We start from the raw sequence: 26,171 nt of genomic DNA, 5'->3' as shown, positions 1-26,171 counted from the left end.
GCATGGCCCGTATTACTGTAGAAGATTGCCTTAAAACGATTCCAAACCGATTTGAATTGGTTTTGGCTGCCACCTATCGTGCACGCCAATTGGTGCAAGGTCACTCCCCACGTGTTGAGTCCAGAGATAAAGCTACTGTAGTTGCATTGCGCGAAGTAGCTGCTGGTGTAACCGACCGTGACATGTTGACCAAAGTACCTCTGTAATTAAGGAGTTCCGGTGTGGAGCTCCCTTTAGGAATAGTTAAAACATCGGAAAAAGTAGGAAGCGGCTTGCCTAAAGACGCTTCGCTTGACTCAGCGCAAGCGCAATTGTTGGATATAGATTCCAACTCACCCCAAAGTGGTAGGAAATCGGTCATTGCGAGTTTGTTGGCGCAATCGAGTCGTCATTTGTTTGGGCCTACCTCAGCGCCCAATCTTCCTCTCAAACATCAGGTAGTTTCAATTGAGGGATTGTTATCGAAGCTCTCTTATCTCAAGCCTGAAGAGATCGCGCAAATTAAGAAAGCATTTCAGTTTTCTGATGCTGCGCATTTAGGTCAATATCGTCATAGTGGCGAACCATATATCACCCACCCAGTTGCCGTAGCAGAGCTCTGCGCAACCTGGCGCTTAGATGCTCCCTCAATCATGGCAGCGTTAATGCATGATGTGATTGAAGATACTGGCTGCACTAAAGCGGATTTAGTAGAAAAATTTGGCAACAAAGTAGCCGAGCTGGTTGAAGGCTTAACCAAGCTCGATAAATTAGAGTTTCAGAGTCATGCAGAGGCGCAAGCGGAAAGCTTTCGCAAAATGTTCATGGCCATGGCGCGCGATGTTCGTGTCATCTTAGTAAAACTGGCTGACCGCACGCACAATATGCGTACTCTCGATGCGGTACCGATGGAGAAGCGTCGCCGTGTAGCCGCTGAAACAATCGAAATCTACGCACCCATTGCCCACCGTCTTGGTTTGAACGTCATTTACCGCGATCTACAGGATCTGAGCTTCCGTTATTCAATGCCAATGCGTTTTAGGGTGATTGAAGGAGCGGTCAAGCGGGCGCGTGGCAATCGCAAGGAAATGGTCGAGAAGATTTTGCAGGCTTCTCGCATGGCATTTGCCAAAGCAAATCTAGAAGTTGATCTTCGTGGCCGTGAAAAGACACTCTTTAGCATCTATAACAAGATGCGTTCTAAGCATTTAAGTTTTTCACAAGTATTGGATGTGTATGCTTTCCGTGTAACAGTCCATTCCATTGATGAATGCTATCGCGCACTGGGCATTTTGCATTCCTTGTATAAGCCAATGCCTGGGAAGTTTAAGGATTACATTGCCATACCAAAATTAAATGGCTATCAATCTTTGCACACCACCTTATTGGGTCCATCAGGTGTGCCAGTAGAGTTTCAAATTCGCACGACTGATATGCATGCAGTTGCCGAAGCTGGCGTAGCTGCTCATTGGGCCTATAAAGATGGTTCGCCTGATATGAGTGAGGTGCAGAACCGTGCTCATCAATGGCTGCAGTCTTTGATTGATATTCAAGATAGTAGCGGCGACTCACAAGAATTTTTAGAGCACGTCAAAATCGATTTATTCCCGGATGCGGTATATGTATTTACGCCAACTGGACAGATTAGGGCTCTTCCAAGGGGTGCTACCGCGCTTGATTTTGCGTACTCCATTCATAGCGATCTCGGTAATACTTGCGTGGCCGTCAAGATCAATGGCTTGCAATTACCACTGCGTAGTGAGTTAAAAAATAGTGACATTGTTGAGGTCATCACTTCTGCAAGCTCACAGCCCAACCCGGGATGGCTTGCTTTTGTTCGCACCGGCAAAGCCCGAGCTTCCATCCGCCATTCATTAAAGACAAAACATTATTCCGAGTCACTGCAGCTTGGGGAACGCTTGTTAGCAAATGCATTGCGCCAGCAGGGCGTAGATGCTGCCTTGCTTAGCCCAGAGATCTGGGAAAAGCTGACTCACTGGACTGGTGACAAAACCAGGGAAGAGGCTTGTGTCAACATTGCTCTAGGTAGGCGATCTCCACAAGAGTTGGCAATTCGTCTGAAGATTTTGATTGATGACGAAGGTGGTTCCGAGCAGATGCGCTTAGGCGCTTCTGATTGGGTTGCACCAAATCAAGAAATTAACCATCATCAACGACAGGCGATTCTGGTGGATGGTCGCGAGGGTAATTCAATTCATTTCCAGGGTTGCTGCCACCCAATTCCAGGCGATAACATCATCGGCTATCTCGGTAAAGGCGAAGGCCTTCAAGTTCATACCAACGATTGTCCGGTCGCTTTGCGCATGCTTTCCAAGGATAGTGACAAATGGGTTGAGGTGGAGTGGGGTAAAGAGCTCAATCGTGAGTTTGAGTTAGACCTAGCAATTGATACTCGCCAAGGCAAGGGCGTATTAGCAAGAGTTGCTAGCAGTGTGACTGCTGCTGATTCAAACATCATGAATGTTTCGATGGAGGATCGCTTCAAGGAGGACTCCGTGACAATCCGCTTTACGATCCAAGTTTACGATCGCCTGCATCTCTCTAAAGTGATGCGTAGCTTGCGTGCTAATCCTGATGTTATGCGTGTCACTCGTACCCGCGCTTTATAGCTCTAAAGATACTGAACGTCTAGGATTTCAATTTCAGTAGGTCCAGTTGGCGTTTGAATAAAAACGCAATCCCCGATTCGGGATTTGATGAGTGCTTTGGCTATTGGCGATACCCAGCTCACATGTCCCTTATCTAAATCAACCTCGTCTACCCCAACAATCGTAATAACCGTCTGTTTGCCTGCTTGGGGCCCCTCTAGGGCGGAATAGGTGACAGTTGCCCCAAAGAAGACCTGGTCGGCGTCATTTTCACCGGATTTTCGGGCTAAATTGTCTACAACTACGGCAAATTCAAGGCGCTTATTGAGGAATCGAATTCGCCTATCTATCTCTCTGAGACGCTTTTTTCCATAGATATAGTCCCCATTTTCAGACCTGTCACCATTGCTGGCAGCCCAGTGCACAACCTTGACAACCTCCGGTCTATCAAGGTTTAAGAGCTTTAGGAGCTCGGTCTTGATGCGTTCGTGACCAGCGGGGGTGATGTAGTTCTTCTCTTCCATGGCATAATTATGGCTGTTGCGGCTGTAGCTCAGCTGGATAGAGTACTTGGCTACGAACCAAGGGGTCGTGGGTTCAATTCCTGCCAGCCGCACCAACTTATATGAGGGCCTAGTTGCAAAACTGGGCCCTTTTCATTTTTCAGCGTTTTATATAACTTAAACCTGTATCCCTTATAGTTGGGTTATGAGCATTTCTGACACCATTTCTGACGTTTCTGAGGCCCCAGTTGCTGTTTGGTCGCAAATAGAAGCCAATTCTGCGAAGGTGTCGCTCAGCGGGATTGTGAACGTCTATTCCTTGGGTGGAGTTTGGACCCAGATTCGCGATGCTCAAGATGCGTGGTTAAAGCAGGGCGACGTCAAAGCCAAAACACTCACTGTCGATTCTGCAACAGTGGGTTCCTTGGATGGTGCTGGCATTGCTTTTTTAATTGCTATTGAAGAGGCGCAGATAAATGCTGGCGCTAAGTATGAGTTATCAGGTTTAGATCCTCGCTATCAACCTCTTCTAAAAGAGTTTGATCCAATCAGTAATTTATTTCCAGTGCCAGCAGTAAAGCCTAAGAGAAGTTTTGTAGTTAGCACGGGAATGGCAGTTCAAAATTTAATAGATGACACAGTAGGTTTGATTACTTTTACGGGGCATCTTTTTTCTGATTTAGTGTGGTCGGTTCGAAATCCAAAGCAAGTCCGTTGGGGTGATTTTATTAATGCCGCAGTCGAAGCAGGTATTGCAGCACTCCCAATCGTTGGCTTGGTGGCCTTTTTGATCGGTGTGATTTTGTCATTCCAGGCTGCTATTGGTATGCAGCAGTTTGGTGCAGTCTCGTTTGTTGGTCCCTTGGCCGCTCTGGGGATTGTGCGAGAAATGGGCCCATTAATTACCGCTATTTTGTTAGCGGGTCGATCTTCGGCAGCCTTTGCTGCCGAGATTGGCACGATGACAGTCAATAGTGAGGTAGACGCTTTAGTTTCAGGTGGCTTAAGTCCTATTCGTTTTTTAGTAGTGCCACGCGTTTTAGCTGGCATCCTCGTGGCTCCAATTTTGACTTTGTTCGCTGATATCGTCAGTATTTTTTCTTCGATGTTGACGATGTTGATTTACGGTATTCCGTTTGTGAATTTTTATAACGGCATGCTTTCTGCTGTAGACGTAGAAGATATTCTTTCTGGCCTATTAAAAGCAACTCTGTTTGGTGTCGTTGTTTCAGCAATGGGCTGTTTGCGCGGTATGCAAACTGGCACTGGTGCAGCCGCTGTTGGTATCTCCGCAACTCGTGCAGTAGTTAGTAGTATTGTGATGATCGTCATTGTTGACGGTATTTTTGCCTTCATCTCCTATAAAACAGGCTTCTGATGGACGCGCCAATTACTCCGAATAATTCTCCTTACGCAATTGATGTCCAGAACCTTACGGTAGGTTATGGATCTAAGGTGCTTATGCAGAACTTGAATTTCACTGTTAATAATGGTGAAATTTTTGTGATTCTTGGCGGCTCAGGCTGCGGAAAATCCAGCCTTCTAAAAAACTTATTCGGCTTGTATCAACCCCTGGCTGGCAATGTCCTGATCGAGGGGCAAAATATCACCACTGCAATCGGTGCAGAGCGTCAAAAGATCATGACTAGTTTTGGTGTGATGTATCAGCAGGGCGCGTTATTTGGATCTATGAATCTCCTGGATAACGTCACCTTGTTTATGCAGGAATATACCCAGCTGACGCAGGCGCAAATGGATCTCTTAGCGCGCTGTAAGCTTGATTTGGTTGGTCTCTTGCCTTACGAGAGTTATATGCCTAGTGAAATCAGTGGCGGCATGCAAAAACGCGCAGCGATCGCAAGAGCGATGGCGCTTGATCCCAAAATTTTATTTTTGGATGAACCTTCAGCAGGCCTTGATCCAATTACATCAGCAGATCTCGATAGCACTATCCAAGACTTATCAAAAAACTTGGGCATTACCTTCGTAATCGTTTCTCATGAGTTGGCTAGTATTTACGCAATCGCCGACAAAGTCATCATGTTGGATAAGGAAGCTAAAGGCATCATCGCTGAGGGTGATCCAAAAGTGTTAAGAGATACCAGTATGGACCCTAGAGTGCATCAATTCTTTAATCGCATTATGAGCAAGGACGCAGCATGAGCAACAACTCAAATCCGAATTATTTCCGCCTAGGCGTATTTGTTCTAGCCGCAATTGGGGTGCTATTGGCGGTAATCTTGATCTTTGGTTCTGGTCAGATCTTTAAAAAATCGTTCTATGTTGAGACTTATATCAAACAGTCCGTCACGGGCTTGGACGCGGGTGCATCCGTGCGCTTTAGGGGCGTCAAGATTGGTCAAGTAACCATGATTGGACTCTCTGGCGACATGTATGAAAGAGATTTGCCTTTTCATGACCGTCGCCAATACGTTGTTGTCAGAATGCAGATTTTTGGCGATAAGGTGAATGAAGATCAGATCGGAGAGTTTGTAAAAAATCATTTACGGGCACGTGTTAAGTCGATGGGTATTACGGGGGTGAATTACATTGAGTTTGATTTTGTCCCCGACACATCGGATACGCTGGTACTCCCTTTTTCATGGAAGCCTGAGTATCCCGTGATTCCTTCTTTGCCAAATCAGGCAGATGAAATCATCTCTGGTATTCAAAAGCTGATTGGTGCACTCAATGAAATGAATATTGATGGCACCCAAAAGAAGCTCGATGCCTTATTGGGTAATTTAAATGTATTAATGGCTGGTGATGGTAAAGGCAATGAAGGCGTGATTGAATCTGTTAAACAGCTCAACGTGATCATGGCTCGCATTGCAAAAGTTACCGATAAAGATGAGCTCAGCATTTTGATGCGAGAGTTAGTTGGTACGATGGTTGCATTACGTCAAACTGTTACCAGCATTCAGGGTGATACTAGCGCAACGATTGAGAATCTGAAGCAGGCCAGCGAGAATCTCAACGAATTTAGTCGCATAGCAAGTCAATCACCATCAAGCTTAATTTGGGGTGAGCCGCCGGCCAAAATTACACCGCCGCTAAATGGTTCAAGCAGTTCTGGAGCACAAAAATGATTAAACGAATTCTCTTTTTTACGGCAATCTTGGGTATGGTTTCTTGTTCCCTTCCAACACGAGCGCCAGTGGCCCCCACAAGTTGGATGATTGCGCCTGAACGAACTGCTGCACCACTCAAAACCCGGTCTGACCTTTGGTTAAAGATTGGGGCAGTCTCGGTAGCGCCACCATTTGATGCAAAGTCTTTGATTTATCGCTTGGGCGATCAACGTTATGAAAAAGATTTCTATAACGTGTATACCGTCATTCCTTCGGAAATGATCTCAAATGCAGAGCGCAAGTGGTTTAACCAGGCGAATATTTTTGCGGCAACCGTTGGTCAAAGCAACAGTTTTTTTCCTTATTACACGTTGCAGTTATCGGTAAATGAGTTTTATGGTGATTACCGCGTTAAACCTGAGGCAGTGGTGAGTGTTGAATTTTTCTTAACTGTAACCAATTCGGGCAAGACCAATCCCTTGATTGGTGCAAATCGTTATACAAAACGAGTAGCTCTTAAAGACAATACTCCAGAGGCGCTTGTATTAGGTCAGCAGCAAGCCTTAGCAGAAATCTTTCAAGAGTATGAAGTGCAGCTTTCTAAATATGCAGCCAATTTACCCAAACCTATAGGTCAGTAAGTTTATGAAATTCACTAAATTAAATCTTATTAAATTCATTAGCGCGACTGCTCTTTTGGCAGCGGGCTCTGTTGTTGTCGCTCAGGTGCAAAATTTCCCCGTCAAGCCAATTCGTTTGGTGGTTCCATTTGCGCCAGGTGGCAGTACTGACATTATCGCTCGTGCGGTAGGCGATGCTCTTGGCCGTCAATTGGGCCAGCCGGTCATTGTTGAAAACAAGGCCGGCGGCGGGGGCTCTATTGGTGCATTAGAGGTTATGCGCGCACCTAAAGATGGTTACACCATCGGAATGGCAACCGTTTCTACGACAGCTGCTAACCCGGCTATCAATCCAAAGATTGGCTACGACCCAATTACTGATTTCACGGCTATTAGCAATATTGCGGCAACACCAAACATTATTGCCGTGAATCCATCCTTTCCGGCAAAAGACTTTAAAACCTTTATGGAAGTACTAAAGGTAAATCCTGGTAAGTACTCCTACTCAAGTTCTGGCACAGGCGGCATTGGTCATCTGCAAACGGAATTATTTAAAAGCTTGACTGGTGTGTTTATCGTGCACATTCCTTATCGTGGTGCTGGCCCGGCATTGGCTGACACGGTTGGCGGACAAGTTTCGATGATTTTTGATAATTTACCTTCATCATTGCCGTTTATTAAAGATGGCAAGCTAGTCCCGATTGTGGTTGCTGCTCCTAAGCGTTTGGCTCAACTGCCTAATGTCCCAACTTTTGCTGAAGTTGGTTTGGCACCAGTCAATCGCATGGCGTACTACGGCTTGTTAGGCCCCGCTGGCATTCCAAAAGAAGTGGTAGATAAATACAATGCAGCGCTACAAAAAGTAGTTGCCGACCCGGCTGTGAAAAAGCGCATTGAAGACACGGGGTCCATCATTAATGTGAATGGATCTGAAGCCTTTGCGAAAGAAATTAAGGCTGAGTACACTGTTTATAAAGAAGTGGTTGCTAAACAAAAATTGCAGTTAGATTAAATATAAAAATTAGCTTTTGGAGACAAAATGGATTTAGGAATTCAGGGTAAGGTTGCCTTAGTAATGGCTTCTAGTCGTGGCTTAGGACAGGCCATGGCTGTATCCTTAGCACGCGAGGGCGTCAAAGTCGCTGTTACCGGTCGCAATGCGGCTGGCTTGCAGGAGTCTGTCAAGTTAATTGAGGCGGCTGGAGGAAAGGCTTTAGCCCTGAATTGGGATTTATCAGACCCGTCAGTGATTGACGGCTTAATCTCAAAAGTTGAAAAAGAGCTAGGTCCAATTGATATCTTGATTAATAACACCGGCGGTCCACCACCAACTCCTGCGGCTGGTCAAGACCCGGCGCTTTGGCAAAAAAGCTTTAACGATATGGTGCTATCACTTATCGCCATTACGGATCGTGTTTTGCCAGGCATGCGCCAGCGTAAATGGGGTCGCATTATTACCAGCACGACTTCAGGTGCTATTGCTCCCATTAAAAACTTAGCTATTTCTAATACTTTGCGCGCAGCATTGCTGGCTTGGTCAAAAACCTTGGCATCAGAGGTTGCTGCCGATGGCATTACTGTCAATATCATCATGCCGGGCAGGGTGGCAACAGATCGCTTGCGTCAGCTTGATGAGGCCCGCGCCAATCGCGAAGGCAAAAGCTATGAAGATGTAGTCAAGCTAAGTTTGGGTCAAATTCCGATGGGGCGATATGGAGATCCAAAAGAATATGGCGATACAGCTGCATTCTTAGCCAGTCAAAATGCCTCCTTCATTACTGGTACCGTCATGCGTGTTGATGGCGGTCAAATTCAGGCAATTTGAGTCAATTGATCTTTCGCTTCTTTAGTGGTCTGAAGCGCGATTTTCGCTCTACTGAGTTAGCTTGGCTTTTTATTGCGCTAACACTTTCTGTTACTGCGCTTTCCAGCGTGAGTTTCTTGGCAGACCGAATGCAAAGGGCGTTTGCATTCGATGCTAGGCAACTCTTAGCATCAGACTTGCTGATTGTTTCTGACCAGCCGTTACCAAGCTCATTTCTAAATGAAGCGCAAAGCAAAGAATTAAAAATAGCGCAGACGGTAGTATTCCCAAGTATGGCTACCACTGGTTCTAACAGTAAGCTTGCATCACTTAAAGCGGTAAGCCCTCAATATCCTTTGCGCGGTACATTGCGCGTTCAGACAGGCTCCGAAGGTAAGACTTTAAGTAGTGGGCCTGAGAAGGGTTCCGTTTGGGTTGATCCGGCGATGTTAGCAAGCTTGTCTGCCAAAGAGGGTGACTCCATACGGCTGGGTGATAAGACCTTTGTAATTGCTGGCGTTCTTGAGCGCGAACTTGATCGTGGCACAGGTTTTATGAACTTCGCACCTCGAGTCATGATGTCCTTGGATGATTTAAGTTCAACAGGATTAATTGGGTTAGGTAGTCGAGTAACTTATCGTTTGTTACTTTCGGGTTCAGACCAGCAAATTTCTGCCTACGGCGCATGGGCAAATCAATATATTGAAAAGGAGGGTCTCAAAGGTGTTCGCATTGAAACACTTGAGAATGCTCAACCCATGATGCGCAAAACGCTTGAGCGCGCAGATCGATTCCTGTCTTTGATTGCGTTGTTGACGGCCATGGTAGCCGCTGTTGCAATTGCTTTATCTGCACATCGTTACACGCGTAAACAGGCGGATGCTTGTGCAGTTCTAAAGTGCTTGGGAGCAAAATCAAAAGCAATTCTGATTCGGCAGGGTCAAACGCTTTTAATGCTTGGTTTGATTGCAGCCTTTTTGGGGTCTCTATTGGGCTATCTTGGTCAAAATGTCTTAACGCTGTTATTGGGTAATCTTGTAATGTCGGATCTGCCACAGGTATCCATATGGCCAGTGCTCTGGAGTGTTTTAGTTGCCTGGAGCTTGTTGTTTGGCTTTGCGGGCCCAGCTATTTTCAGATTAGTGAAGGTTTCACCAATTCGTTTGATCCGCAAAGAATTTGATGGTGTAGATGTCTCAACATTTTGGACTGTTGCTTGTGGTTTGGTTACCGCGCTTGGTTTAATCATGATTGCTGCGCGTGATTGGAAATTAGCTTTATGGACTGGCCTCAGTTTTGTTGCTGCAATTGCTATCTTTGCTTTTGTCTCTTGGGGATTTTTACGGCTAGTTTGTTCTTTGCCAACCAGGCGATTCGCCCTTGGTTTTGTTATCCTTTCGCAAGGTCGAAGAACGGGTCTTGCCATCGTCCAAATTACAGCCTTAGGTATAGCGCTCATGGCTTTACTGTTGGTTCTTTTGTTGCGTGCGGACTTTTTGAGTGCTTGGCAAGGCAATATACCTAGCGATGCACCTAATCGCTTCATGATCAATGTTCAAGAGGATCAAAAGCAGGGGCTTACGCAGTCTTTGCAAAATGCAGGCGTGTCTGCGCCGCAGTTTTATCCAATGATTAGAGGTCGATTAACCGAAATTAACGGCAAAGATATAACACCAAATAGTTATGCTGAAGAAAATGCCCGGCGCCTTGTAGATCGTGAATTTAATTTATCGTATTCAGAGCAATTACCATTAGGCAATCAACTGTTGGGAGGTAAGTGGATCGAGGGCGATGCGCCGCAGATCTCCATGGAAACAGGTATAGCCAAAACCTTGAAGCTGAAAATAGGCGACCAACTGACTTTTGAGGTGGCAGGTGAAAAAATTATCGCTCCAATCACCTCATTGCGCAAATTAGATTGGGGTTCAATGCGAGTGAACTTCTTTGTGATCATGCCTGCAGCTCAATTGCAGTCACTGCCGCAGTCATGGATTACTTCTTACTATCAATCGCCAAAACAGGAATCCTTAGATTTTCACCTGAGTCAAACTTATCCCAACTTAACGATTGTGGATGTATCAGCCTCCTTGCAACAAATTCAAGAGGTGTTGAATAAGCTTTCATCGGTCTTGGGCTTGCTACTAGCATTTACTATCGTTGCTGCTATTTTGGTTTTAATGTCGGCTATAGCTGCCACGCAGGATGAGCGTTATAAAAACGCAGCCCTTTTAAAGGCATTGGGGGCCTCTCGCATTACATTGTCGAATATTGCCAACATCGAGTTGTTAATGATTGGGCTGGTATCGGGAGTATTGGCCGGTCTTGCTTCTGGGATTGCCGCCTGGGCTTTGGGTCGCTACGTAATGGAAATTCAATTTAATGCGTTTGGTGAGGCGCTATTCATGGGCGTTACCTTTGGCGTTGTTGCTTGTCTGGCTTCAGGATATCGCTTCCAAAAGAGGATTCAGAAGGCTACCGCAATTGAATGTCTACGTGAGGCGTAAGACGTAGTTATCACTTCAGTGTCACGAGATTTTTAGGCAGCTCGACTAAGCGGGTTCCTGCAAAGCGATCGGGCAGACTTTGGCGATATAGATGGTTACGGCGGTCTAAGTAAGTAGTCAATGGCCAAATAAATAACGCTACCGCAAAGAGCATCTCAATGATTTGCCATTTCTCTAAATGAAAAGCCCATTGCAATAAGACGCATGGAATAAGCCATAGAGAGCCATAGACATAGCGCCAAAAAGCTTGTCGTTTAGTGAGGGTGTGCCCACCTGCGCCGATGATACGAACACGCCATGTTTGCATGGCAAGCGTCTGGCCAGACTTGGTCCAATACCACACAAAATAAATACCTAAGACGGCATATAGATACAAAAAGGTAAGCCAACTTGGCAATGAAATGCCGAAGAGAATTCCTAAGCCAAGATTTGGAACCAAAAACGTAAATGCTATTACCCCCAGCAATACAAGTTGCTCATAGAGGCAGCATGAAACGCGACGCCAAAATTGAGGGGAGGGTAATGCGTTTAGTTCAGCAGGCGTCATAGACTGCTTAATTATTTGGTGAATTGCTTGATGAGCTAGCGGGTGAGCTGCTCTCTGCGGCAGATCCTGAGCCCTCTGAAGGCGCTGGTGCGCTTGGAGCTATAACAGCGGGCGGTAGAGCTGCTTTTGGAGATATTGGGTGCTGTTGCAATGTTGGTGCATTAGCAGCAGTTGGCTTTTTCTTTGCTTCAGATTCCGCTAGCTTCTTTTTTTGCTCATCACTGAGTTTTTGGTAAGCAGTCCAGGCCTCAGCTTTTTTCTCCGCAGGGAATTTGAGGCTAGCGAGATAGTTTTCACGTGCTAGGCGACGCTCTTTTTGAGAGAGGTTCGACCAGCTGGTCATACGAGATTGAAGGCGCTCTTGATCCTGAACGCTCATCTTTGGATAAATATTGGCGACTTGAATCCATTTCTTGCGGCTATCGGGCAACATGTAATCCCAATCGCTTTCAAGTGGTGCAAGTATTTTTTGTTGAGCTGGCTTTAAGCCTTCCCATGTCCCATCAGGTTTTTTCTCGGGAATGTTTGCTACCTTACCGTTTGATGTGCTTGGTGGTAACTGTGCAATTGCCGGACTAACGATCAGCGCGCACATTAAAGCGCAAATCGCTAGTCCACAAGTCTTTTGCGTTCTAGTTTTTAATGACATCGAATGAGTCGGAATTATTTGCTTTGAATCGTGTCTGATGGGCTATCTGACTCAGATAGAGGGCCATTTTTAAGAAAGGCCATAAATCCGCTATCAGCATAAGCATCTGGTGGTACGTCATCAGACAATAGCGCCGCATCTACTTCAGCAATGTCATTGATGCGTGAATCATCTTGCCACTGGGCAATACCAATCAAGCCAAATACCAAGACCACAAGCGGAGCAATCCAGCCCAAGGTATCCCAAGTGCTGTTTGATCTAGATGTCCAGTTGCGGCCAGATCCAGCCAAAACTTGCTTTTGAATGCGAACTTTTTCAGGTTTTTTGACGGATAGCGCCTTCATACGAGCTGCGTATAGGCGATCTTTAATGTTCTGAGGAATGGTGTGAGCACCTTGACGGAGCAGGGCAGCGCTAGCCTGACCAAATTGGTCTGCTTGGGTCTGGGTTAGTTGGTCATCTAAGTGTTTCACAGCGTAATTCCTTTTAATTTCAATGCTTTAGCTAATGTTTGGGTGGCTCTAGAACAGTGGGTTTTGACGCTACCTTCGCTACAACTCATTGCTAGTGCCGTCTCAGTAATGCTTAGCTCATCCCAATAACGCATCAGGAAGGCTTCTCGTTGACGTACAGGCAATTTAGATATTTCTGACTCCAAAGCCTGTAAAAGCTGACTTTTTTCAAGCTTTTGAGCCCCATCTTGGTGAATTTCACTGTCATCAGGGGCAGAAAGGGATTCTAAGGGGTCAAAATCATCGCTTTCATCAGCCTTTTTACCCATATTGGAAAAAAGGGTGACCCAGGTATTTCTGACTTTTTGCCTTCTAAAACAGTCATGAATTCGATTTTGCAAAATTCTGGTGAAAACTAGGGGCAACTCTGCTGCCGGCCTATCACCATATTTTTCAGCCAGTTTGATCATGGCATCCTGCACAATATCCAATGCTGCGTCGTCGTCACGCACAGCGTATACCGCCTGCTTAAAGGCGCGCTGCTCAACACTGCTGAGAAAGTCAGATAGTTCTTGGGCTGATGCCATGAAATGGATTAGACCTGAATCTGTAAGAATTCAGCCATTTTAGGGGATTGCTATAGAATATAGGGCTTACTACCTAGAATCTCATTCAAGAAGTGGTTTTTTCCGGTAGCAGCGCCGTTCGAACTCAGGCCATAAGCAAGAGACAGAACAGACCAATCAATTTTTTGCCGAAAATTGCAAAGGACGAAAGAAGATGAATACAAGCAGCGCCGAATTTTTAGCTAGCAAAGCTAACAAAGACTCAACAAATACAAACAATGATGCAGTGCCTCCAGAAATGATTGGCGCAGAGATGCTCGTTCATGCATTGCACAAAGAGGGTGTTGAATTCGTTTGGGGTTACCCAGGCGGCTCCGTTCTCTTTATCTATGACGAAATTTTTAAGCAGGACAAGTTTGAACATATTCTTGTTCGTCATGAGCAGGCAGCTGTTCATGCGGCTGATGGCTATGCTCGTGCAACCGGTAAGGTTGGGGTAGCACTAGTTACCTCAGGCCCTGGTGTTACCAACGCGGTTACTGGTATTGCAACCGCATACACTGATTCGATCCCCATGGTGATCATCAGCGGTAACGTTCCGACTCATGCTATCGGTGAAGATGCTTTCCAAGAGGCTGACACTGTTGGTATTACGCGCCCAGTTGTGAAGCACAACTTCCTTGTGAAAGACGTTAAAGATCTTCCGCTAGTTTTGAAGAAGGCCTTTCATATCGCGCAAACTGGTCGTCCAGGTCCTGTATTGATCGATATTCCTAAAGATGTGTCAGCTGCAAAAGGCCCGTTCGTTTATCCAGAAACACTGGAGATGCGCTCTTACAACCCTGTTATTAAGGGTCATAGCGGCCAGATTCGTAAAGCGGTTGCTTTATTACAAGAAGCTGAGCGTCCATATATCTACACCGGTGGTGGCGTGATTCTGTCAGACGCTGCTCCTGAGTTAAAAGAGTTCGCCGATCTTTTGGGTTATCCAGTTACCAATACCTTGATGGGCTTGGGTGGATTTCCTGGAACAAGTCCACAATTTGTGGGCATGCTCGGCATGCATGGAACGTACGAAGCCAATATGGCTATGCAGCACAGTGATGTGTTGATTGCGATTGGCGCGCGTTTTGATGATCGCGTGATCGGTAACACTGCACACTTTGCAAGTCACCCAAGAAAAATCATTCACATTGATATCGATCCTTCTGTGATCTCTAAGCGCGTGAAGGTAGATGTTCCTATCGTTGGCAACCTCAAAGAAGTTTTGGTTGAGATGACTGCTCAAATCAAGGCAGCTGGCCCACGTAAGAATGGCGATAAGGTTGCCGCCTGGTGGGATCAGATTAATGAGTGGCGAAAAAAAGATTGCTTGAAGTACGACGAAGCTTCTCAAATTGTGAAGCCACAGTACGTTGTGCAGAAATTGTGGGAACTCACGGGTGGTGATGCATTTATTTGCTCCGACGTAGGTCAGCATCAAATGTGGGCTGCTCAGTTCTATAAGTTTGATAAGCCACGTCGTTGGATTAATTCTGGTGGTCTTGGCACCATGGGTGTTGGCTTGCCATACGCCATGGGCATCAAAAAAGCATTCCCTGAAAAAGATGTGTTCACCATTACTGGTGAGGGCTCCATTCAGATGTGCATTCAAGAGTTATCGACTTGTAAGCAGTACGACACTCCTGTGAAGATTGTGTCCTTGAATAACCGTTACCTAGGTATGGTTCGCCAGTGGCAAGAGCTCACATATAACAAGCGCTATTCGAGCTCATATATGGACTCCTTGCCTGACTTTGTGAAGTTGGCTGAAGCCTATGGTCACGTTGGTATGCGTATTGAAAAGAAATCCGATGTTGAGGGCGCACTTAAAGAAGCGATTCGCTTAAAGGATCGCACTGTATTCATGGACTTCCAGACTGACCCAGAAGAAAACGTTTGGCCTATGGTTCAAGCGGGTAAGGGTATTACTGAAATGCTTTTGGGTAGTGAGGATCTCTAATGCGTCATATTATTTCTGTACTGATTGAGAACGAGCCTGGTGCCTTATCGCGCGTAGTAGGTCTTTTTTCTGCTCGTGGTTACAACATTGATACATTAAGTGTTGCACCGACCGAAGATCCGTCCTTATCTCGCATGACAATTGTTACCTTTGGTTCCGATGATGTCATTGAGCAAATCACTAAACACTTAAACCGTTTGGTTGAAGTCGTTAAGGTATTTGATTTGAGTGAAGGTCCTCATATTGAGCGCGAGCTCATGATGATCAAAGTTCGTGCTGTAGGAAAAGAGCGTGAAGAGCTCAAACGCACTACCGATATCTTCCGCGGTCGCATCATTGATGTGACTGACAAGAGTTACACCATCGAGTTGACTGGCGATGGTGCCAAGCTGGATGCCTTTATTGATTCGATCGATCGCGCATCGATTTTGGAAACTGTCCGCTCGGGTGGTTCTGGAATTGGTCGCGGAGAGCGCATCCTCAAGGTTTAATTTTTTTAACTAATTACTGCATTAATTACATTTTCAATACAAGGAAAGAGCATGAAAGTTTTTTACGATAAAGACGCTGATTTGTCCCTCATTAAGGGCAAGAAAGTCACCATCATTGGTTATGGTTCACAAGGTCACGCGCACGCATTGAACCTCAAAGATTCTGGCGTTAACGTTACTGTTGGTTTGCGTAAAGATGGCGCTTCCTGGAGCAAGGCGGCGAATGCTGGCTTGACAGTAAAAGAAGTTGCCGAAGCTGTTAAAGATGCAGACGTAGTAATGATGCTCTTGCCTGATGAGCAAATCGCTGATGTTTACAACAAAGAAGTTCACGGCAATATCAAGCAGGGCGCAGCTCTTGCTTTTGCTCACGGCTTTAACGTTCACTACGGTCAAGTTCAGCCACGTGCTGATTTGGACGTGATCATGATCGCTCCTAAGGCTCCTGGCCACACAGTACGCGGTACTTACGCACAAGGTGGCGGCGTACCTCATTTGATCGCTGTGTACCAAGACAAGTCTGGTTCCGCACGTGATGTTGCTTTGTCATACGCAACTGCAAACGGTGGTGGTCGTGCTGGCATCATCGAAACAAACTTCCGTGAAGAAACTGAAACTGACTTATTTGGTGAGCAGGCTGTTCTATGTGGTGGCGCAGTTGAGTTGATCAAAGCTGGTTTTGAAACTTTGGTTGAGGCTGGTTACGCTCCTGAGATGGCTTACTTCGAGTGCTTACATGAGCTCAAGTTAATCGTTGATTTGATCTACGAAGGTGGTATCGCCAACATGAACTACTCAATTTCTAACAATGCTGAGTATGGTGAGTATGTAACTGGCCCACGCGTAGTTACTGAAGATACTAAGAATGCAATGCGTCAGTGCTTGAAAGATATTCAAACTGGCGAATACGCTAAGAGCTTCATCCTGGAAAACAAAGCGGGTGCACCTACTTTGATTTCTCGTCGTCGTTTGAATGCAGAACATGACATCGAAGTAGTGGGCGCTAAATTACGCGCTATGATGCCTTGGATTGCTAAGAACAAGTTGGTTGACCAGACTAAAAACTAAGCAACCAACCAATTGAAGTAAATAAAAAGGCTCAGAACAAAGATGATGTATCCACACCCCATTATTGCGAAAGAAGGTTGGCCGTATTTAGCGTTAGTGGGGGCAGTGACCTTACTTGTCCACTATCTCGGTGGCATTGCTTGGTCTTGGCCGCTTTGGATCATCTTTATCTTTGTTCTGCAGTTCTTCCGCGATCCGCAACGCATTCCTGCGATGGGTCGTGATTTAGTTTTATCTCCGGCTGATGGTCGTATTGTGGTCGTTGAGAAAACCAATGATCCTTATGCTGGTCGTGAAGCGCTCAAAATTAGTGTATTCATGAATGTATTTAATGTTCACTCTAACCGTAGCGCAGTCAATGGCTTGGTGAAAGAGATCCAGTATTTCCCTGGTAAGTTTGTAAACGCAGATTTAGATAAAGCATCAACAGAGAATGAGCGTAATGCCGTTGTGATTGATGCCAATGGACAAATCGTGACTTTGGTTCAGGTTGCTGGTTTGATAGCCCGCCGCATTCTTTGCTATATCCATGTTGGTGACCGCCTCAAGGCGGGCGAGCGTTATGGATTTATTCGCTTTGGTTCGCGCGTAGATGTGTATTTACCACTAAGCGCCGAACCATTGGTGAGTGTTGGTGATAAAGTATTTGCAACAAATACAGCTTTGGCCCGTTTGCCAAGCTTAGATTGATTCGAAATATTATTCACTAGGATATTTTTTGACAACATTTCGCCGTCGTGGTCGCATAGACCGGAGTCGTCTCTCCAATAGAAATACTGCTACTTCTGATCAACAGTGGGCAGAGGAGTTGGGCGATGAGATTGATTACGAAGTAGAGGAGTTGCATCCTCAAAAGCCTCGCTTACGCAGCAAGGGCATTTATCTTCTACCAAACGCATTTACTACCGCCGCTTTGTTTTGCGGTTTCTTCGCCATTGTTAATGCGATGAACCATCAGTTTGAAATGGCTGCTATTGCTATCTTTGCATCCCTAGTCTTGGATGGAATGGATGGTCGTGTAGCGCGCATGACTAACACTCAGAGCGCGTTTGGCGAGCAGTACGATTCACTAGCCGATATGGTCTCCTTTGGCGTTGCACCTGCATTAGTCGCTTACGAATGGGCCTTAAAAGATTTGGGTAAATGGGGTTGGTTGGCTGCATTTACTTACTGTGCTGGCGCAGCTTTGCGCTTAGCCCGCTTTAATGTGAATACAGGCGTAGTGGATAAGAAATTTTTCCAAGGCTTACCAAGTCCAGCAGCTGGTGCCTTAATGGCTGGCTTCATTTGGTTGGCTGATGACAACAAGATTCCGGTACGAGATACGGCGATTCCCTGGGTAACCTTCTTTATCGCTGTTTATGCCGGCCTCACTATGGTTTCTAATGCCCGTTTTTATAGTGGCAAGGCCCTAGATGTTCGCTACCGTGTACCTTTTGGTGTGATGGTTTTGATGATCCTCACTTTTGTTTTGATCTCATCGAATCCGCCGTTGACTCTATTTGGCTTGTTTGTGGTCTATTCCATATCCGGCTACGTCATTTGGGCCTGGGAACGACTCAGTGGAAAGCGTTTTAGCTAATTCCATAATTTTGGGGTATAGTAATTCTATGACTATGAATTTCCCACTTTTATCTAGCCTTCTTCTGCTAGCACTAAGCCTAAAGCTTGGGGCGGGTAAGGCCTGAGTTAATGAGATAAAAGAAATTCATTAGCCACCACATACCAGCCCCAGCAAATTGCTGGGGTTTTTGTTTTATAAGATTGAATTAATGAGTTCAGCAGTATTTAAAACCGGAGAGTAGTAATGAGCGACAAAGTAATCATTTTTGATACCACCTTACGTGATGGCGAGCAGTCACCAGGCGCTTCAATGACTAAAGACGAAAAAGTGCGGATTGCCCGTCAATTAGAGCGCCTCAAAGTTGATGTAATCGAGGCAGGTTTTGCTGCTAGCTCTGAAGGTGACTTCCAGGCTATTTCTGCTGTAGCAGCTGCCGTCAAAGATTCGATTGTTTGCTCACTCGCTAGAGCCAATGACAAGGACATTACCCGTGCTGCTGATGCCTTGCAAGCAGCTAATGCTAAGCGCATTCATGCATTCTTGGCAACGAGCCCATTGCACATGGCTGTGAAGTTGCGCATGTCCCCAGAGGAGGTTTTGGAGCAAGCTAAGCGTTCCATTCGTTTTGCGCGTAACTTGGCTGCTGATATTGAGTTCTCAGCAGAAGATGGTTATCGCTCAGAGATGGACTTCTTATGCAGAGTCGTTGAGGCCGTAATTAATGAAGGTGCATCCACCATTAATATTCCAGATACGGTTGGTTACGCAACCCCTGAGTTGTATGGTGAGTTTATTAAGACCTTGCGCACACGAGTGCCAAACTCAGATAAAGCAGTGTGGTCAGTGCATTGCCATAATGACTTGGGTATGGCTGTTGCGAACTCTTTGGCTGGCGTAAAGATCGGCGGAGCTCGTCAAATCGAGTGCACGATTAACGGATTGGGCGAACGCGCAGGCAATACTGCATTAGAAGAAATTGTGATGTCATTGCGTACCCGCAAGGATTACTTTGATATGGTTTGCGGTATTGATGCTACCCAAATCGTGCCAGCATCAAAGTTGGTTTCTCAAATTACGGGTTTTGTAGTTCAACCTAACAAAGCAGTGGTTGGGGCTAATGCCTTTGCACACACATCAGGGATTCATCAGGACGGTATTTTGAAAAACCGTGACACCTATGAAATCATGCGCGCAGAAGATGTGGGTTGGTCAGCAAACAAGATCGTTTTGGGCAAGTTATCAGGTCGCAATGCCTTCAAGCAACGCTTGCAAGAATTGGGAATTGCGGTTGAGGCTGAGGCTGATTTGAATGAAGCGTTTACTCGTTTTAAGGCTTTGGCAGATCAGAAGTCTGAGATTTTTGATGAAGATATTATTGCCATCATGTCCGATTCAGCTGCAGCAGAAGAGGGCGAGCATTACAAATTTATCTCCTTAAGCCAGCATTCTGAAACTGGTGAGCGACCTAAGTCACGTGTGACTTTCCGTATGGGTGACAAAGAGATTAGTTCAGAAGCAGAAGGTAACGGTCCAGTTGATGCTAGCTTGAATGCTATTGAAGGCATTGCTAAGAGTGGAGCAGAACAGTTGCTTTATTCGGTTAATGCGATTACTTCAGGAACGCAATCGCAAGGCGAAGTGACCGTGCGTTTAGCAAAAGGTGGCCGTATTGTGAATGGTGTGGGTACTGATCCGGACATCATTGCAGCCTCTGCGAAGGCCTACTTGTCAGCCTTGAACAAGTTACATGACCCGAGTCAGGCCAAGCTCAATGCGCAGATGACGCCTTAAGCGTCATCACGTCTATTTATTTAAGTCAGTATTTTTATAGTACTTGGTGCCTTTGCCGGTGATTTCAGCGGCAAGGCCTGAGTCCGTCAGTTGGTACATCAAGACCCCTGGAGCAACAACTGTTGCATCTTGATAGGCGTCACCATCTTTTTCATACTTCGCTGCTGCAGTAACTTGCCCACCAAAAGTCCAGCCTGAATTCACAAAATCATTCATTGCTGCATCAGTTTGAAAAACAAATATGTTCTGAAAGGATTTAATTCCAATTCCTAGACCGGCTTGAACCTCGGCCATATTCATATACACAGGCTTTTTATCTTTACCCAATACAACGCCGCTACCCGTACCACCGCCGGCTATCAATATCTTCATACCAAAATTGCTAAAAGTCGCATAGCCAGCAGATTTTTCGATCAAATCTTTTGCTTTAGGCTGTGCTGCATAAAGTTGCTTCAGTATGACTTGGTTTTTAACCAAAATATCTTGGCGTTGCTGGGCAACCGTCTTGTCTGCGGCAAAAGGGTTTGAAAATTGGGCAAAAACAGGGGTGTTTAGGCCAAAAGCTAAGAAAAAAAGGGTGCTGATAGCTTGATAAAAGGAAGGCATATTTGTAAGTTGTTGATTTATATATATTATTTTCAGTTAAACAAGGTATTCACTACTAGAGAATACCAATACTTGAAAGCCAATTCCCTCTTTTGGGGTGCTGTCTGATACAATTCGATGGCTTTGATTTTTAAAGCTTTTTTGTTTTATTTTGTTAAACACGCACGACACTTAATGGGTGAAAGCTCAGGTGTTCGCAAGTTAGGAGTATTAAAAATGGCAGTTGCTGATATTAAAACGGCGGAAATCGTCAAAGAAAACGCGCGCAGCGCAAACGATACGGGTAGTCCTGAAGTTCAAGTTTCATTGCTCACAGCCCGCATCAATGAATTAACCCCCCATTTCAAGGCTAACGCTAAGGATCATCACAGCCGTCGTGGTTTGTTGAAGATGGTTTCACGTCGCCGTCGCCTCTTGGATTACCTCAAAGGCAAAGATTTGGATCGCTATCGCGCATTGATTGAGAAATTAGGTCTCCGTAAGTAATTCTTATCGGTATGCAATGCCATCTTTCTTAAGGTTGTTTCCTAGCAGGATCAGTCTTAAGCAGATGGCATGTTTTTTGGGCGCTTTAGATCATTTGTGTAGGGGATTGTGTCATTCCAATGAGTTTCTGGGTTGTATGCAGAGCCTCCCTGGAATGGCATCCCTTGTGATCCGAAATCGCTCCAGTGTTGTCGTGACACTGCTTTATCCCACGACAAGCGCAATGCTCATGTGAGTCTTGCGTGAACAATTTGGAGAAGATCAGAATGACAATGTTTAAAAAAGCAGTAAAAAGTTTTCAATGGGGCAATCATCAAGTAACAATGGAAACTGGCGAGATTGCTCGTCAAGCTGGTGGTGCCGTTATCGTTAACGTAGATGACACAGTAGTAATGGGTACGGTTGTTGCTTCTAAGTCTGCAAAGCCAGGACAATCATTTTTCCCATTGACTGTTGATTACTTAGAAAAAACTTACGCAGCAGGCAAGATCCCTGGTGGCTTCTTCCGCCGCGAAGGTCGTCCATCTGAAGGCGAGACATTGATCTCCCGTTTGATTGACCGCCCATTGCGTCCTTTATTCCCAGAAGGTTTCTTGAACGAAGTTCAGGTTGTGGTGCACGTGTTGTCAATCAACCCAGATGTACCTGCTGATATTCCTGCTTTGATCGCTGCATCTGCAGCCTTAGCTGTTTCAGGTATCCCATTTGCCGGCCCAGTTGGAGCAGCACGCGTTGGTTATGCAAATGGCCAATACCTCTTGAATCCAACACGTACAGAACAAGCTACTAGCGAACTCGATTTGATCGTTGCTGGTACACAAGCAGCTGTATTGATGGTTGAGTCTGAAGCAAATCAATTATCTGAAGAAGTCATGTTGGGCGCAGTTGTATATGGTCATGACCAAATGCAAACAGCGATCAACGCTATTAATGATTTAGTTCGTGAAGCTGGCAAACCTGAGTGGGATTGGACTGCTGCTCCTAAGGACGAACCATTCATCGCTAAGGTAACTGCATTGGCTGAAGCACCATTGCGTGAGGCTTATCAGATTCGTCAAAAGGGCGCACGTTCCGACAAGCTCAAAGAAATTTCTAAAGAAGTATTGGCTAAGTTATCCGAAGAGGGTGATGTTGATGCTGTTGCTGTGAGCGATATCATGTTTGAAATCGAAGCGAAGATTGTTCGTAGCCAGATTTTGAATGGTGAGCCACGTATTGATGGTCGTGATACTCGTACTGTTCGCCCAATCGAAATTCGTAACGGCGTATTGCCACGCACACACGGTTCAGCATTGTTTACTCGTGGTGAAACTCAAGCGTTGGTTGTTGCAACATTGGGTACTGCACGTGATGAGCAAATTATTGATGCGCTCGAAGGTGAATACCGCGATCGTTTCATGTTCCACTACAACATGCCTCCGTTTGCCACTGGTGAAACAGGTCGTGTAGGTAGCCCTAAGCGTCGTGAAATTGGTCACGGTCGTTTGGCTAAGCGTGCATTGATTCCAGTATTGCCAAGTGCAGAAGATTTTGCATACAGCATTCGTGTGGTTTCAGAGATTACTGAGTCCAATGGTTCTTCTTCAATGGCTTCTGTTTGTGGTGGCTGTTTAGCAATGATGGATGCTGGTGTTCCAGTTAAAGCACACGTTGCTGGCGTAGCAATGGGCTTGATCCTTGATGGCAATCGTTTTGCTGTGTTGACAGACATCTTGGGTGACGAAGATCACTTAGGCGATATGGACTTTAAAGTGGCTGGTACAGCGAATGGTATTACTGCATTGCAGATGGACATCAAAGTACAAGGTATTACTAAAGAAATTATGCAAGTAGCATTAGCGCAAGCTAAAGAAGGCCGCTTGCACATCTTGAGCAAGATGCAAGAAGCGATGGGTTCAGTTCGTACAGAATTGTCAGCACACGCTCCACGCATGGTTTCTTTCAAGATTCATCCAGACAAGATTCGTGAAGTAATCGGTAAAGGCGGCGCAACAATTCAAGCGTTGACTAAAGAAACAGGTTGCAGCATCGATATTAAAGATGACGGCACTGTAACCATTGCTTCTACATCTGCTGAAGGCATGGCAGAAGCAAAAGCACGTATCGAAGGCATTACTGCTGAAGCTGAAGTAGGCAAGATCTACGAAGGTCCAGTTGTGAAGTTGCTCGAATTCGGTGCTTTGGTAAACATTCTTCCAGGTAAGGATGGTCTCTTGCATATCTCTGAAATTTCCAATGAGCGTGTAAAAGAAGTTAAAGACTATTTGGCAGAAGGCCAAGTAGTTCGCGTGAAATTGTTAGCTGCTGATGAGCGCGGTCGTTTACGTTTGTCACTAAAAGCTGCGATGGCTGATGAGGGTGGCACGATTGCTCCTTTAGCTGGTGCTGCTGAGGTGGCTGCAGAGGCTGCTCCAGCGACTGGCGAATCCGCTTAATTACTTTAGCTAGCAGGAGTATTCATGCGTGTAGTTGAAATCAAAGAATTTGGCGCACCAGAGATGCTGGTGCCAGCCAGTCGTCCTGATCCAGTGGCTCCTGCTGCTGGTTCTGGCGAAATTTTGATCAAAGTTTTGGCCGCTGGCATTAACCGCCCTGACGTTTTACAACGCAAAGGGCATTACCCAGTTCCAGCGGGCGCATCCGATATTCCTGGTCTTGAAGTGGCTGGTGAGATTGTTGGCGGTGATTTATCTCATTCTGACAATGTGTTTGGATTGAAGCTTGGCGATAAGGTGTGTGCATTAGTTCAAGGTGGTGGTTATGCGGAACTATGTACCGCACCTGTTGCTCAGTGTCTGCCATACCCTAAAGGATTTAGCGACCAAGAAGCTGCTGCTTTACCAGAAACGTTCTACACCGTTTGGAGTAATGTTTTCATGCGTGGCGAGTTAGCTGAAGGCGAGACTTTATTGGTTCAGGGTGGTTCCAGTGGTATTGGGGTTACTGCAATCTTGATTGCCAAAGCTTTGGGTCATAAGGTATTTGTTACAGCTGGTACAGATGAAAAGTGTGCTGCTTGCGTGGCTTTAGGTGCCGATCTTGCCATCAATTACAAGACACAAGATTTTGTTGAGGAAGTCAAAAAAGCTACAGATGGCAAAGGTGTCAACGTCATTCTGGATATGGTTACCGGCGCTTATGTGCAAAAGGAAATCGATTGCCTGGCTGACGACGGCCGCATCGTGATCATTGCCATCCAGGGTGGCTCTAAAGCGGAAGTGAGTACCAATCAGATTTTGCGTCGACGCTTGACTATTACTGGTTCAACATTGCGTCCACGTCCAGTTTCTTTCAAGAAGCAAATTACTAAACAGTTATTTGAAAATGTGTGGCCTTTTCTTAATGCTGGTAAGCTCAAACCAGTTATCTATAAAACATTTACGCTAGATCAGGCCGCTGATGCTCATGCATTAATGGAGTCATCTGAACACGTTGGCAAAATCGTTTTAACTGTTTAGATAATTCAACACCCCTATGCGACCACTCATCGTTATTGGCAATTGGAAAATGAATGGCAGTCTTGCAAGCAATCGAGACTGGATCAAGACCGTTGCTCGTGGCATGGAGAGTGGAATGCCATCAGGTCGTAGATATGCTGTATGTCCACCATTTCCATATTTGCCGCAGTGTGCCGAGCTAATCAAAGCGCATTCAATGGCCTTTTTAAGCTTAGGCGCGCAAGATGTCTCAGCTTTTGGCTCTGGAGCTTATACCGGTGAGGTAGCGGCTTCAATGCTCAATGAAGTAGGTTGTACTTACGTCATTGTTGGTCACTCTGAGCGTCGTCAAATGCATCATGAGGTTGATGAGCTTGTAGCTGCTAAAGCTCTTCAGGTTTTAGATAACGGCATGACCCCGGTCATTTGTGTTGGTGAGACGGCTGACGAAAGAAATTCTGGTAGAGCAGAAGAGATTGTTTGCTCACAGATTGCTAAACAGGTCAGCGTGCTGCAGGATCGCTTAGCAGACTGTCTGATTGCCTATGAGCCTGTTTGGGCGATTGGCACTGGTAAGGTTGCCAGCGCTCAGGTGGCTCAGGACATGCATCACGCTATTCGTCAGCAATTAGCCGAATTTAACGAAGATGTAGCGTCTCATGTTGGAATTTTGTATGGCGGCAGTGTCAAACCTGACAATGCCGTTGAATTGTTTGCCATGCCGGATATTGATGGTGGATTGATTGGGGGTGCTTCACTGAATCCTCAAGACTTTCTAGCTATCTGCCAGGCATAGATTTTTTATTTGGAGATAAGCTGTGGAATGGTTTAAGACTTTATTGATCGTATTGCAGGTAATTTCAGCCTTGGCTGTGATTCTCTTGGTTCTGTTGCAGCAGGGCAAAGGCGCCGATATGGGTGCAGCCTTTGGTTCTGGCTCTTCTGGCAGCCTCTTTGGCGCTAGTGGCTCAGCCAACTTCCTTTCTCATGCGACAGCTATTTTTGCTGCCGTTTTCTTTATCAGCACTCTGGGTATTACCTGGATTGGTAACAAGAAAGAAGTGAGTCCTGGTGTGCTTTCTGGTACGGTAGCCCCAGCAGCGGCGCCAGCAGCTCCTGCTGCTCCAGTTCAAGACCCAAGTAAGCCAGCAGTTCCTAAGTAAAAAAGTAGGTTTTTACGTATTTAAATGCCCTAAAAATGGGGTAGTAGAGTGGTGCAATGCAGTAGAATTGATGGGTTTTGCAAGATGCCGACGTGGTGAAATTGGTAGACACGCTATCTTGAGGGGGTAGTGGCTTAGGCTGTGCGAGTTCGAGTCTCGCCGTCGGCACCAAAAACGAGTATTGATAAGGGTTTTTGCTCTGAATCAATACTTTATGTAGTGGAATAATTAATAATTTGCTGCTTTTAGGATTTACTAG

The 26,171-nt window shown here is 45.7% G+C and carries 26 protein-coding genes and 2 tRNA genes; 22 read left to right on the top strand and 6 right to left on the bottom strand.

Annotated elements, in window-relative coordinates; genetic code table 11:
• Positions 1 to 2: 2 nt before the first annotated feature.
• Positions 3 to 206: a DNA-directed RNA polymerase subunit omega gene (gene rpoZ, locus QMF28_RS05625; RefSeq protein ID WP_011902918.1), complete on the top strand. Its 204-nt coding sequence runs from the start codon at positions 3 to 5 to the stop codon at positions 204 to 206.
• Positions 207 to 221: 15 nt separating this feature from the next.
• Positions 222 to 2,609 (top strand): RelA/SpoT family protein, encoded by a 2,388-nt coding sequence (locus tag QMF28_RS05620; protein WP_281741583.1) that lies wholly within the window; start codon positions 222 to 224, stop codon positions 2,607 to 2,609.
• Positions 2,610 to 2,611: 2 nt separating this feature from the next.
• Here the strand turns inward: QMF28_RS05620 and greB are convergent, their stop codons facing one another.
• Positions 2,612 to 3,112 carry a transcription elongation factor GreB gene (gene greB, locus QMF28_RS05615; protein WP_068323109.1) on the bottom strand — a complete coding sequence of 167 codons (501 nt, stop codon included), beginning with the start codon at positions 3,110 to 3,112 and terminating at the stop codon, positions 2,612 to 2,614.
• Between the two features lie 18 nt (positions 3,113 to 3,130).
• Here greB and QMF28_RS05610 point away from each other — a divergent pair.
• The 8 genes from QMF28_RS05610 to QMF28_RS05575 all read left to right on the top strand — a co-directional run bounded on the left by QMF28_RS05610 (position 3,131) and on the right by QMF28_RS05575 (position 11,090).
• A tRNA-Arg gene (locus QMF28_RS05610) sits at positions 3,131 to 3,207 on the top strand.
• 89 nt (positions 3,208 to 3,296) lie between these two features.
• The gene (locus tag QMF28_RS05605) at positions 3,297 to 4,469 is read left to right on the top strand and encodes an ABC transporter permease (RefSeq protein WP_281741582.1); all 1,173 of its coding nucleotides are present in this window, start codon (positions 3,297 to 3,299) and stop codon (positions 4,467 to 4,469) included.
• Positions 4,469 to 5,254 carry an ABC transporter ATP-binding protein gene (locus tag QMF28_RS05600; RefSeq protein WP_281741580.1) on the top strand — a complete coding sequence of 262 codons (786 nt, stop codon included), beginning with the start codon at positions 4,469 to 4,471 and terminating at the stop codon, positions 5,252 to 5,254. The genes QMF28_RS05605 and QMF28_RS05600 overlap by 1 nt, the downstream gene beginning before the upstream one ends.
• Positions 5,251 to 6,180 carry an MlaD family protein gene (locus QMF28_RS05595; RefSeq protein WP_281741578.1) on the top strand — a complete coding sequence of 310 codons (930 nt, stop codon included), beginning with the start codon at positions 5,251 to 5,253 and terminating at the stop codon, positions 6,178 to 6,180. The genes QMF28_RS05600 and QMF28_RS05595 overlap by 4 nt, the downstream gene beginning before the upstream one ends.
• Positions 6,177 to 6,803 (top strand): PqiC family protein, encoded by a 627-nt coding sequence (locus QMF28_RS05590; RefSeq protein ID WP_068323096.1) that lies wholly within the window; start codon positions 6,177 to 6,179, stop codon positions 6,801 to 6,803. The genes QMF28_RS05595 and QMF28_RS05590 overlap by 4 nt, the downstream gene beginning before the upstream one ends.
• A 4-nt stretch (positions 6,804 to 6,807) precedes the next feature.
• Entirely contained in the window at positions 6,808 to 7,794 is a 987-nt protein-coding gene (locus QMF28_RS05585) for a tripartite tricarboxylate transporter substrate binding protein BugE (RefSeq protein WP_281741573.1), read from the top strand.
• A 27-nt stretch (positions 7,795 to 7,821) separates the two neighbouring features.
• A complete protein-coding gene (locus QMF28_RS05580) occupies positions 7,822 to 8,607 on the top strand; it encodes an SDR family oxidoreductase (protein ID WP_281741571.1) in 786 nt (261 codons plus the stop codon).
• Positions 8,604 to 11,090, top strand: coding sequence for an ABC transporter permease (locus QMF28_RS05575; protein ID WP_281741569.1), 2,487 nt, complete (start codon positions 8,604 to 8,606; stop codon positions 11,088 to 11,090). The genes QMF28_RS05580 and QMF28_RS05575 overlap by 4 nt, the downstream gene beginning before the upstream one ends.
• 10 nt (positions 11,091 to 11,100) lie before the next feature.
• On the opposite strand, the gene QMF28_RS05570 is transcribed toward QMF28_RS05575, so the two are convergent.
• The 4 genes from QMF28_RS05570 to QMF28_RS05555 are packed head-to-tail and all read right to left on the bottom strand — an operon-like array spanning position 11,101 to position 13,325.
• On the bottom strand, positions 11,101 to 11,637 hold the full coding sequence (locus QMF28_RS05570) for an RDD family protein (protein ID WP_281741567.1): 537 nt from the start codon (positions 11,635 to 11,637) through the stop codon (positions 11,101 to 11,103).
• 7 nt (positions 11,638 to 11,644) lie between these two features.
• Complete coding sequence (locus tag QMF28_RS05565) at positions 11,645 to 12,286, bottom strand: DUF3106 domain-containing protein (RefSeq protein WP_281741565.1); 642 nt, start codon at positions 12,284 to 12,286, stop codon at positions 11,645 to 11,647.
• Positions 12,287 to 12,300: 14 nt separating this feature from the next.
• On the bottom strand, positions 12,301 to 12,759 hold the full coding sequence (locus QMF28_RS05560) for a DUF3619 family protein (RefSeq protein ID WP_281741563.1): 459 nt from the start codon (positions 12,757 to 12,759) through the stop codon (positions 12,301 to 12,303).
• Positions 12,756 to 13,325, bottom strand: a complete 570-nt coding sequence (locus QMF28_RS05555) for an RNA polymerase sigma factor (RefSeq protein WP_281741561.1) — start codon at positions 13,323 to 13,325, stop codon at positions 12,756 to 12,758. Before QMF28_RS05555 ends, QMF28_RS05560 begins: the two co-directional genes overlap by 4 nt.
• 193 nt (positions 13,326 to 13,518) lie before the next feature.
• Between QMF28_RS05555 and QMF28_RS05550 the strand changes: the two genes are divergently transcribed.
• From QMF28_RS05550 to QMF28_RS05525, 6 genes are all read left to right on the top strand, one after another.
• Positions 13,519 to 15,306 (top strand): acetolactate synthase 3 catalytic subunit, encoded by a 1,788-nt coding sequence (locus tag QMF28_RS05550; protein WP_281741559.1) that lies wholly within the window; start codon positions 13,519 to 13,521, stop codon positions 15,304 to 15,306.
• Positions 15,306 to 15,797: an acetolactate synthase small subunit gene (gene ilvN / locus QMF28_RS05545; protein WP_011902903.1), complete on the top strand. Its 492-nt coding sequence runs from the start codon at positions 15,306 to 15,308 to the stop codon at positions 15,795 to 15,797. Before QMF28_RS05550 ends, ilvN begins: the two co-directional genes overlap by 1 nt.
• Before the next feature lie 51 nt (positions 15,798 to 15,848).
• Complete coding sequence (gene ilvC, locus QMF28_RS05540) at positions 15,849 to 16,865, top strand: ketol-acid reductoisomerase (protein WP_281741554.1); 1,017 nt, start codon at positions 15,849 to 15,851, stop codon at positions 16,863 to 16,865.
• Positions 16,866 to 16,907: 42 nt separating this feature from the next.
• Positions 16,908 to 17,555: a phosphatidylserine decarboxylase gene (locus QMF28_RS05535; RefSeq protein WP_068323074.1), complete on the top strand. Its 648-nt coding sequence runs from the start codon at positions 16,908 to 16,910 to the stop codon at positions 17,553 to 17,555.
• A 28-nt stretch (positions 17,556 to 17,583) separates the two neighbouring features.
• Positions 17,584 to 18,447, top strand: a complete 864-nt coding sequence (pssA, locus tag QMF28_RS05530; RefSeq protein ID WP_082786404.1) for a CDP-diacylglycerol--serine O-phosphatidyltransferase — start codon at positions 17,584 to 17,586, stop codon at positions 18,445 to 18,447.
• Positions 18,448 to 18,672: 225 nt separating this feature from the next.
• Positions 18,673 to 20,220, top strand: a complete 1,548-nt coding sequence (locus QMF28_RS05525; protein ID WP_068323071.1) for a 2-isopropylmalate synthase — start codon at positions 18,673 to 18,675, stop codon at positions 20,218 to 20,220.
• A gap of 12 nt (positions 20,221 to 20,232) precedes the next feature.
• Here the strand turns inward: QMF28_RS05525 and QMF28_RS05520 are convergent, their stop codons facing one another.
• Positions 20,233 to 20,826 carry a lipid-binding SYLF domain-containing protein gene (locus tag QMF28_RS05520; protein ID WP_068323068.1) on the bottom strand — a complete coding sequence of 198 codons (594 nt, stop codon included), beginning with the start codon at positions 20,824 to 20,826 and terminating at the stop codon, positions 20,233 to 20,235.
• A gap of 216 nt (positions 20,827 to 21,042) precedes the next feature.
• Between QMF28_RS05520 and rpsO the strand changes: the two genes are divergently transcribed.
• From rpsO to QMF28_RS05490, 6 genes are all read left to right on the top strand, one after another.
• A complete protein-coding gene (gene rpsO / locus QMF28_RS05515; protein ID WP_068323724.1) occupies positions 21,043 to 21,312 on the top strand; it encodes a 30S ribosomal protein S15 in 270 nt (89 codons plus the stop codon).
• A gap of 266 nt (positions 21,313 to 21,578) precedes the next feature.
• Positions 21,579 to 23,747, top strand: a complete 2,169-nt coding sequence (gene pnp, locus QMF28_RS05510; RefSeq protein ID WP_281741546.1) for a polyribonucleotide nucleotidyltransferase — start codon at positions 21,579 to 21,581, stop codon at positions 23,745 to 23,747.
• A 24-nt stretch (positions 23,748 to 23,771) separates the two neighbouring features.
• Positions 23,772 to 24,770, top strand: coding sequence for an NAD(P)H-quinone oxidoreductase (locus tag QMF28_RS05505; RefSeq protein ID WP_281741544.1), 999 nt, complete (start codon positions 23,772 to 23,774; stop codon positions 24,768 to 24,770).
• Positions 24,771 to 24,786: 16 nt separating this feature from the next.
• Positions 24,787 to 25,545, top strand: coding sequence for a triose-phosphate isomerase (tpiA, locus tag QMF28_RS05500; protein ID WP_281741543.1), 759 nt, complete (start codon positions 24,787 to 24,789; stop codon positions 25,543 to 25,545).
• A 22-nt stretch (positions 25,546 to 25,567) separates the two neighbouring features.
• Complete coding sequence (gene secG, locus QMF28_RS05495) at positions 25,568 to 25,912, top strand: preprotein translocase subunit SecG (protein WP_068323057.1); 345 nt, start codon at positions 25,568 to 25,570, stop codon at positions 25,910 to 25,912.
• 86 nt (positions 25,913 to 25,998) lie between these two features.
• Positions 25,999 to 26,083 (top strand) — tRNA-Leu (locus QMF28_RS05490).
• The last annotated feature ends 88 nt before the right edge of the window (positions 26,084 to 26,171 follow it).

It is taken from the genome of Polynucleobacter yangtzensis (genome assembly GCF_027924165.1).
Taxonomy (GTDB): Bacteria; Pseudomonadota; Gammaproteobacteria; order Burkholderiales; family Burkholderiaceae; genus Polynucleobacter; species Polynucleobacter yangtzensis.
Note: the sequence above shows the minus strand (reverse complement) of the source record. Positions and strands in the feature narration are given on the sequence as shown.

Coding starts and splice junctions, on each gene's coding strand:
- ilvC (WP_281741554.1), top strand. CDS start 15,849: ATGAAAGTTTTTTACGATAAAGACGCTGATTTGTCCCTCATTAAGGGC.
- QMF28_RS05555 (WP_281741561.1), bottom strand. CDS start 13,325: ATGGCATCAGCCCAAGAACTATCTGACTTTCTCAGCAGTGTTGAGCAG.
- greB (WP_068323109.1), bottom strand. CDS start 3,112: ATGGAAGAGAAGAACTACATCACCCCCGCTGGTCACGAACGCATCAAG.
- QMF28_RS05505 (WP_281741544.1), top strand. CDS start 23,772: ATGCGTGTAGTTGAAATCAAAGAATTTGGCGCACCAGAGATGCTGGTG.
- QMF28_RS05520 (WP_068323068.1), bottom strand. CDS start 20,826: ATGCCTTCCTTTTATCAAGCTATCAGCACCCTTTTTTTCTTAGCTTTT.
- QMF28_RS05600 (WP_281741580.1), top strand. CDS start 4,469: ATGGACGCGCCAATTACTCCGAATAATTCTCCTTACGCAATTGATGTC.
- QMF28_RS05590 (WP_068323096.1), top strand. CDS start 6,177: ATGATTAAACGAATTCTCTTTTTTACGGCAATCTTGGGTATGGTTTCT.
- QMF28_RS05605 (WP_281741582.1), top strand. CDS start 3,297: ATGAGCATTTCTGACACCATTTCTGACGTTTCTGAGGCCCCAGTTGCT.
- pnp (WP_281741546.1), top strand. CDS start 21,579: ATGACAATGTTTAAAAAAGCAGTAAAAAGTTTTCAATGGGGCAATCAT.
- QMF28_RS05565 (WP_281741565.1), bottom strand. CDS start 12,286: ATGTCATTAAAAACTAGAACGCAAAAGACTTGTGGACTAGCGATTTGC.
- ilvN (WP_011902903.1), top strand. CDS start 15,306: ATGCGTCATATTATTTCTGTACTGATTGAGAACGAGCCTGGTGCCTTA.
- rpsO (WP_068323724.1), top strand. CDS start 21,043: ATGGCAGTTGCTGATATTAAAACGGCGGAAATCGTCAAAGAAAACGCG.
- QMF28_RS05535 (WP_068323074.1), top strand. CDS start 16,908: ATGATGTATCCACACCCCATTATTGCGAAAGAAGGTTGGCCGTATTTA.
- rpoZ (WP_011902918.1), top strand. CDS start 3: ATGGCCCGTATTACTGTAGAAGATTGCCTTAAAACGATTCCAAACCGA.
- QMF28_RS05525 (WP_068323071.1), top strand. CDS start 18,673: ATGAGCGACAAAGTAATCATTTTTGATACCACCTTACGTGATGGCGAG.
- QMF28_RS05580 (WP_281741571.1), top strand. CDS start 7,822: ATGGATTTAGGAATTCAGGGTAAGGTTGCCTTAGTAATGGCTTCTAGT.
- tpiA (WP_281741543.1), top strand. CDS start 24,787: ATGCGACCACTCATCGTTATTGGCAATTGGAAAATGAATGGCAGTCTT.
- QMF28_RS05570 (WP_281741567.1), bottom strand. CDS start 11,637: ATGACGCCTGCTGAACTAAACGCATTACCCTCCCCTCAATTTTGGCGT.
- QMF28_RS05585 (WP_281741573.1), top strand. CDS start 6,808: ATGAAATTCACTAAATTAAATCTTATTAAATTCATTAGCGCGACTGCT.
- QMF28_RS05595 (WP_281741578.1), top strand. CDS start 5,251: ATGAGCAACAACTCAAATCCGAATTATTTCCGCCTAGGCGTATTTGTT.
- QMF28_RS05550 (WP_281741559.1), top strand. CDS start 13,519: ATGAATACAAGCAGCGCCGAATTTTTAGCTAGCAAAGCTAACAAAGAC.